General features: G+C 63.0%; 9 protein-coding genes. 4 read left to right on the top strand and 5 right to left on the bottom strand.

The annotated features are described in order from the left end of the window. The 4 genes from KEM60_RS02240 to KEM60_RS02225 all read right to left on the bottom strand — a co-directional run. Positions 1 to 738 (bottom strand): iron ABC transporter permease (locus tag KEM60_RS02240; RefSeq protein ID WP_219105850.1); only part of this gene is annotated, 738 nt, incomplete at its 3' end. Then, the gene (locus KEM60_RS02235) at positions 735 to 1,784 is read right to left on the bottom strand and encodes an ABC transporter substrate-binding protein (RefSeq protein WP_255574140.1); all 1,050 of its coding nucleotides are present in this window, start codon (positions 1,782 to 1,784) and stop codon (positions 735 to 737) included. The genes KEM60_RS02235 and KEM60_RS02240, both read right to left, overlap by 4 nt. Continuing rightward, the gene (locus tag KEM60_RS02230) at positions 1,781 to 2,500 is read right to left on the bottom strand and encodes a response regulator transcription factor (RefSeq protein WP_219105849.1); all 720 of its coding nucleotides are present in this window, start codon (positions 2,498 to 2,500) and stop codon (positions 1,781 to 1,783) included. Before KEM60_RS02230 ends, KEM60_RS02235 begins: the two co-directional genes overlap by 4 nt. A gap of 39 nt (positions 2,501 to 2,539) precedes the next feature. Next, entirely contained in the window at positions 2,540 to 3,349 is an 810-nt protein-coding gene (locus tag KEM60_RS02225) for a sensor histidine kinase KdpD (RefSeq protein ID WP_219105848.1), read from the bottom strand. Between the two features lie 164 nt (positions 3,350 to 3,513). Between KEM60_RS02225 and KEM60_RS02220 the strand changes: the two genes are divergently transcribed. Next, positions 3,514 to 4,593: a glycerophosphodiester phosphodiesterase family protein gene (locus tag KEM60_RS02220; RefSeq protein WP_219105847.1), complete on the top strand. Its 1,080-nt coding sequence runs from the start codon at positions 3,514 to 3,516 to the stop codon at positions 4,591 to 4,593. Positions 4,594 to 4,692: 99 nt separating this feature from the next. Here the strand turns inward: KEM60_RS02220 and KEM60_RS02215 are convergent, their stop codons facing one another. Beyond that, the gene (locus KEM60_RS02215; protein ID WP_219105846.1) at positions 4,693 to 5,622 is read right to left on the bottom strand and encodes an exodeoxyribonuclease III; all 930 of its coding nucleotides are present in this window, start codon (positions 5,620 to 5,622) and stop codon (positions 4,693 to 4,695) included. Positions 5,623 to 5,720: 98 nt separating this feature from the next. On the opposite strand from KEM60_RS02215, the gene KEM60_RS02210 reads away from it, so the two are divergent. From KEM60_RS02210 to thiE, 3 genes are all read left to right on the top strand, one after another. Then, complete coding sequence (locus tag KEM60_RS02210) at positions 5,721 to 6,422, top strand: GntR family transcriptional regulator (RefSeq protein WP_219105845.1); 702 nt, start codon at positions 5,721 to 5,723, stop codon at positions 6,420 to 6,422. A 155-nt stretch (positions 6,423 to 6,577) separates the two neighbouring features. Continuing rightward, positions 6,578 to 6,832: a hypothetical protein gene (locus KEM60_RS02205; RefSeq protein WP_219105844.1), complete on the top strand. Its 255-nt coding sequence runs from the start codon at positions 6,578 to 6,580 to the stop codon at positions 6,830 to 6,832. 29 nt (positions 6,833 to 6,861) lie between these two features. Continuing rightward, positions 6,862 to 7,494 (top strand): thiamine phosphate synthase, encoded by a 633-nt coding sequence (thiE, locus tag KEM60_RS02200; RefSeq protein ID WP_219105894.1) that lies wholly within the window; start codon positions 6,862 to 6,864, stop codon positions 7,492 to 7,494. The last annotated feature ends 7 nt before the right edge of the window (positions 7,495 to 7,501 follow it).

Below are 7,501 nucleotides of genomic sequence, written 5' to 3'. Positions count from 1 at the left end.
CAACCCAGCCACCACCGCCGCCCCAATCCCCGTCGACACCAACAGGATCGCGCATGCCCCCGCCGAGATGACGTCATTCTCCGCGGTCACCGACTCAAACAGTCGCGTCGACAACACCGTAAAGCCCCCGCCCAGCACCAACGGATCCGCCAGATTAGACACCGCCTGGCCGAAAACCACGAGAAATGCCACCACCATCGCCGGACGAATCACCGGCCACTCCACCGTCCACAGCACCCGCCACGACGACGCACCCAGATCCCTGGAGGTTTCCATCAACCGGTGATCCCGCAGATCCAACGCCTGCCGCAGGATCACATACGCCAATGGCACCGCCGACCCAGTCGCCGCCAACGTCAAACCCGGCAAGCCATACACATCCCACTGCGGAGCAAACAACCGAGTCACCACCCCGTTGTGCCCCCACAACGTCAACACCGCCAACGCCAGCACAGGCGGCGGCAACACCAACGGCGCAAGACACAACAAATGAGCGAGCTTCCGCCCCCGATAGTCATGGTGCCGTTCCCCATGAGCACACCCCCACGCCACCAACGTGGCCAACACCGCCACCGTCACCGCAAACACCAACGTGTTCCGCAACACCACGACGTCACCAGACATCGCCCGCAGCAACGACTCCTGCTCCTCCACCCCAAACAGCGCCTTGGCCAACGGAAAAAACAACACGATGGCCAACCCCGCCGACCCCAACGCGCCCCACCGACTCACCGTCACGGGCGCACCTTGGACGCAAACCGGGCCACCAAATCCTCCGTCGCCGCAGCATCCCGGACCGACGACGACACCAACCGCACATCCGGAGGCAACATCAACCGCGCATCAGCGAGCATGTCCGTACGCGTCGGAAGCTGAGGCACCCGCTGATCCGTCCCGATCTCCTGACCAATCCGCGAAGTCACAAAATCCACATACGCACGAGCCCACACCTCATGCCGAGCCGAATGCAGCACCGCCACTGCACCGACCTCCATGCCAGTGCCCTCCCGTGGATAACTCACCACCAACGGACGCCCAGCCTCGATCTGCCGGACGCAATGCTGCGTGAAAGTGATCGCCACCGCCGCTTCCCCTCGCGCCACCACCCCCGCCGGCGCCATCCCAGAACGCGTGTACTGCAACACCTGCCGATCCAGCATCGCCAACCAATGCAACGCCCCCTCCGGATCCCCCAACCGGTGTGACTGCACCCCCACGATCGTGGTTCCCGTCCCCGAGGTCGCTGGATTTGGCATCGACACCCGCCCCCGCAGCCGGGGATCCATCAAATCGTTCCACGATCGGGGCACCTGAACTCCCCACTCCTGCAACATCGCCGGGTTAGAACAAAACCCCAAATTCCCCCGATACACCCCCGTCCATGCGCCTCCCGGATCCCGGTCCTCCACCGGGACAAAGACAGCCGACGCAGGGACGTACGGCGCTAACAACCCCCGCTGACGCGCCAACTCATACAACTCAGCAGGACCGCCATGCCACACGTCCTCGTCCCTGCCCTCACCCCGCCCAATCCGAGCCAACGCCTCCCGCGAAGACACCCGCATCATCGACACCGGAATACCGCTGTGCCGAGTGAAGGCCTCCGCCCACTGACGACACAACTCCTCCATCGAAGAACACAACACCCCCAGAGAGTCCCCACCATGGGAGCGCATGACCTGACCACCGCTCCACGTCAACAACGCCACACACACCAGCGCCGCCACCCACGACCGCGGACCAGCACGTCGTCGCCCCGACGGGGCACGACGATCCCAGATCACCTGACCCCGCCCGGAACGACCGGTGTGTCATCCAGACGCGGCATCACATACCCACTTCCCCTCGCCGTGACGATCAAACCCTCCCCAGCCGATCCCAGATGCTGACGCAACCGATACACCGTGGTCTTGATCATGTCCCGCCCCCCAGCGGTCTCACCGGTAAACCACACCTCATTGAGCAGATCCCGCCACGACACCACCGACCCAGCATGCCGAGCCAACACCGCAAGCAGCCGATGCTCGACATCACTCAACCGCAACCTCCGGCCCTGCCAACTCGCAGTACGCCCAGTCAGATCAACGGTCAACGGCCCATTACGGATCGTTTCGCACGGCTCCCGAAACCGCGTACGACGTACCAACGCTTGCGCTCGCAAGGCGAGCTCTCGGGGGGAGAACGGCTTAGTCACATAGTCATCCGCTCCGGCCAGGAAGCCGTTCACCCGGTCGTTCTCCGTGCCCCGTGAGGTCAGCAGCAGGACCGGCACGTCCGAATTGCTGCGGATACGACGGCATAGCGACTCTCCTGACGCTCCGGGGAGCATCACGTCAAGGACCACCAGATCGACCTGCCTGATCGACAGGATCGCCCATGCCTGCTCGGCGTTGCCGGCTGTCGTACACGTAAAACCTTGGGTGGACAGCGCGAACTCGACGATCGACAGCATCTGACGTTCGTCGTCGACGACCAACGCGTGCGGAGCATCTTTCGACACATTCCCTCCTGTGCGGTGCCAGGTCACCGGGTCACCGGGTTAGCGCACGGCAGGCGCCTGACTCGGCAAGGTCAGGAAGAACGTAGTGCCATGGCCATCGACGGTGTCGACCAGGACCCGCCCACCGTGTTCGGTGACGATCGATTCGGTGATCATCATGCCCAGACCCGTTCCAGGACGATGCGACGACCCGACCGCGAAAGGGGTGAACAAGGTCTCTCGGTCCTTGGCGGACATCCCTGAGCCGTCGTCACTGACCGCCACAACAATTTGGCCATCGGCTTCGGTGACCTCCACCGTGATCGTCACATCAGGGCCCGCGTGTCGGGCCGCGTTGTTGACCACGTTGTAGAGCGCCTGACGCAGCAGCCCTCGATCCGCTTCGATATAGAGAGGCCGACCTTGCCCGGAAAGGCGTATCGGGACGTCATGGATCCGACGTAAGGTCCGGACGGTGTCACTGGCTAGTGATCTGATGTCTAAGAGTTCGCGGTCCAGCCGGAACAGGCGACTAGACATCCGGGCTTCGGTGAGCAGATCCTCAGCCATCCCGATGACCTGCTCGGCGTTGCTGGTGATGGTCGTGACGAACTCTCGTTGGCGGGGATTCAACGGGCCGGGGGTCTCCTCGGCGAGTAGTTCCGCAGCCCCTTTGATCAAGGCCAAAGGGGTGCGCACCTCATGGGAAAAGACGCTGGGGCGTTCCAGGCGGGCCCGCAAGGCTTCTGCGGCTTCATCAGCGGCTTCTCGGGCGCGAGTGACCTGTTGAGCACTGAGATACCAGCCCCAGAGGCATCCAGCCAAGGCAAGGGTCGTGCACGTCAGAGCGAGGGCCGTCAGTACGTGCATGGCGTCAGTGTGGCACTGACACCTGAAGGTAACGACATCGTTACCGCTTGTGACCGCAAAATGGACTCAACTGTCACGTTGACCACCGAGACTAGGCGCCGTCACTTCAACACCGTCCGCACCGGACGCCGACGCGACCGGCGCCAGCCGAAACGAGAGTACTCATGGGCGTACGCCGCCGACGTCTCCTGACCACCCTCTGTGTCCCTGCCCTGATCGGGGCGATGTCCCTCGCTGCGGGAACCGCCCATGCCGAGGACACCAAAGGTGGGGCCAAAAAACCCGCAGCGCCCTCAGTCGGCCCGTCCGGATTCGACTTGGAATCCCACCGTGGCGGCCGCGGCGAGACCACCGAAGAGTCGCTCAAGGCCTTCCAGAAAAGCCTGGCGTTGGGTGTGACCACCCTGGAACTCGACGTGGTCCTCACCAAGGACAAAGTCCCCGCTGTCTGGCACGACCCCAAAGTCCTCGACACCAAATGCGTAGACACCAAACCCGCCACCCCCGGTGACAAACAATTCCCCTACGTCGGCAAGCTCGTCCACGACCTCACCTGGGCGCAGCTGCAGACCCTGAATTGCGGCAAGAAGCTCAAAGGTTTCCCGGACGCCGAAGTGGTGAAGAACAACAAGATCGCCAAGCTCAGTGACGTCTTTGACCTGGCCAAACGGCACAAGGCTGGTGTCTGGTTCAACATCGAAACCAAGATCGAAGCCGAGCACCCTGAGCAGTCGGCCACCCCGAAAGAGTTCGTCGACGTCATCCTTGGCGAGGTCACCAAAGCTCAGGTCACTGACAAGGTGATGATCCAGTCCTTTGACTGGCGGTCGTTGCCATTGGTGAAGAAAGCCAACCCCAAAATCCCAACGGTGTTGCTGTGGGATGAATCCACCTGGGTGAAGGACTCCCCATGGACCAACGGCATCGACATTGACTCGGTGCGCTGCGACATCGTCGCTGCCGCGAAGAAGGTCCAGGCCGACATTCTTTCTCCGGGGTACTCGTTGCCCTACGGTCGCAAGCCCGGTGACGCCGACTTCCGTCTGGTCGCCGACAAAGCCCTCGTTGACCGGGCCCACAAGGCAGGTCTGAAGGTCATCCCCTGGACGATCAACGACCCGGCCGCCATGGAAGCTCAGATCGATGCTGGCGCTGACGGCATCATCACCGACTACCCGACCAAACTGCGGGACGTCATGAAGAAGCGGGGCATGAAGCTGCCAGCACCAGCCACCATGTCCTGACCTGACTTCCGGCGTCGCGGTGACGGAGCGGACGACGCACCGCGACGCCGGAGCACCATGGCGAGATCAGCTTCAGGTCATAGTGAGATCAGCTTCAGGTCATGCCGTGGGAAAGGCGTAGTCCACCACCACCGGGGCGTGGTCACTGATGCGTTCCTCCCGGGAGGGGTCACGGTCCACCCCTGCGGAGGTCGCTGATTTCGCCAAGGCTGGCGTCGCCAACTGGTAGTCGATACGCCAACCCACGTCTTTGGCGAATGACTGCCCCATCCAGGACCACCACGAATAGGGGCCTTGCGCGTCTGGGTGAAGCTGTCGTACCACATCGATCAGCGTGCGTGGTCCGATCACCTCATCTAGCCACGCTCGTTCTTCCGGAAGAAACCCTTCGGTTTTCTGTTGACGCCGCCAGTTATTGACGTCGGTAGGGGTGTGTGCGATGTTCAGGTCGCCCATCAGCAGGAACTCCCGGCCCTGTGCCGCCGCCGTCCGACGGGCCGAGCGTAGATGGCGAGCGAAGCCAGCCAGGAAGTCCATTTTGCGCTGGTACTTCACTCCGCCGTCCGGGGTTTCCCGCATCCGCTTGGGATCCTGCAAATGAGCGGGAAGGCCCCCTTTGGGGAGGTAGAGGCAGGCCACCGTCAATGGCTGCTGCGCCAGGTCCACTTCGACGTACCGGCCTTCGTCGGCGAACGCGCGCAACTCACGGGCTAAGGATCCGCGTTCTTCGTGTTCGCGCAGCTCGACATGGCCGTCGCCAGGGGCTCGCACTAGCACTCCGGCACCCCACGATCGCACCGCTGTCGGAGCGTGCCTGGTCAACACCGCCACTCCGTTGCGTCCAGCGAGTTGCCCTGAGTCGTAGGTCACGTGATAGGACCCGAAGACTCCGTCCGGCAGGGCTGCCACCGGACACCGAACTTCTTGCAAAGCCACCACATCACAGTCCCTGCTGGTCAGCCACTTTTCGAAGCCTCGCCGCTGAGCCGCACGGATCCCGTTCACGTTGAAAGTAGCGATACGCACCACTGGAGCGTAGCTGTCAGATCCGACCGATCAGCGCGTGGTGTACGGCAGCGAGCGCCCTACACCTTGACCGGCTAGGCAACCCTTAGTCACCATGAATCATGTTGCTGTGGCCGCCACGTCGATCCACGCGAAACACTCGCGTCGACGAGGCGTACATTTTTATTCGGGAGGCGATCGTTACTGGGACGTACGCCCCAGGGGTGGTGCTCCGCGAGAGTGAAGTCGCCACCGCGATCAATGTGCAACGTGATTGCGTCCGCGAAGCCCTGCACCGACTCGAAGCTACCGGACTGATCACTCCGGGACCGCGGGACTCTCGGGTCGTCACCGACGCCGATCTGGATGTCGCTTTGGATGCCCAGGCTGTCGTCGCCAAAATGCATCGACTCGCGATCGAATTGGCTACCCCTAGATTTACTCACAGTGACTTCGTGGAAATGCGGGCAGCCAACCAACGTTTTGCTGATGCCATCGTCGACGGAGATGTTGACGAGTGTTTGGCCGCTGACGACGCCTTCCACGATGTCGCCGTCCATGCCTGCGGCAATTCAGCCGTGGCCACTGTCTTAGAACAGTTCACCCCGGTCATTCGGCGCCTCGAACGGCTCCGCTTCGGTGCGATCATCGGCCGGGAATCGATTCTCGTGCATCACCAGATCATTGATTTGTGTGAGGCTGGAAATGCCGCTGCCGCTGCTGACAAAGTCGAAGGAATGTGGCAGGCGCTGAGTAGGGTCTCTTTCCCCGCTCCACGTGGTCGAGGATCCGTGCCACCACCCTTCCGTGGCGGGAATTACTGAACCGACCCCTCAGCGAGGGGCGCCGTGACCCCGGGGCCAGGCGACGCGGGGGCCATCTCGCCTCGGCTGAACTCCCCCGGTTGACTGGACTAAAGGTACTGTGCCCCAAGGTTACTCATGAGTTCATGTCGAGTGTTCGAAAGGGCGGTGAAGCCATGCCCGAGGACTCTGTCATCGACCACCTCAGCCATCTGCTCAGCGTCGCCGTACTCACCGCACTCCTCTGGTGGATCCTGCGCCCCTCCCTGACCACCCTCGGTGCCATCGCTGCTAGCACCTATCTCGTCCTGCTCCTGGCCACACGTCTCCACCATCGGCACCAACGCCGTCTCCGCCGCCGCGATGACAGCGTCGTATCGGATCAAGATCCCACCACGCCTGCACCGCAGCCGCCCACCTGCGTACCGTGACCACTGTGAGTGACACGACATCCCACGACATGTCCAGCCCGCTGCAGCAGGCCCGGCTCTACGTGTGCACGGACGCCCGTACCGGCCCAGACGACCTGCGGCTTTTTGTCCGCGCCTGTTACGACGGTGGCGTCGACATCATCCAACTGCGCGACAAAACCCTCGAAGCCCGCGATGAACTCACTGCCCTGGCTATCGTCGCTGACGAAGCCCGGCGCGCGGGGAAGCTTTTCGCCGTGAATGACCGTGCCGATCTGGCCACCCTCACCGACGCTGATGTCCTGCACGTCGGCCAAGGCGACCTCACCCCACGCGACGCGGCCAGCCTCACCCCGAGCGCGCTCATCGGACAATCCACCCACGACCGCACCCAGATGCTCACGGCCGCCGACGATCCCGACGTCGACTACTTCTGTACCGGCCCGCTGTGGGCAACCCCGACTAAACCCGGTCGTCCCGGTGTGGGTCTCGACCTGGTCCGAGCTGCCGCGCTCAGCGGCACCACCACACCGTGGTTCGCGATCGGCGGTATCGATGAGGAAACCCTGCCGCAGGTCCTCGACGCTGGAGCCACCCGGATCGTGGTCGTACGGGCTCTGACTGGGGCCGATGACCCGCGAAGCGTGGCTCAGCGACTGCGGAGCCGACTAGACCCGTCCTGACGATCCC

The sequence above is a fragment of the Austwickia sp. TVS 96-490-7B genome (assembly GCF_019331795.1).
Taxonomy (GTDB): Bacteria; Actinomycetota; Actinomycetes; order Actinomycetales; family Dermatophilaceae; genus Austwickia.
This window is presented reverse-complemented; position numbering and strand designations above follow the sequence as displayed.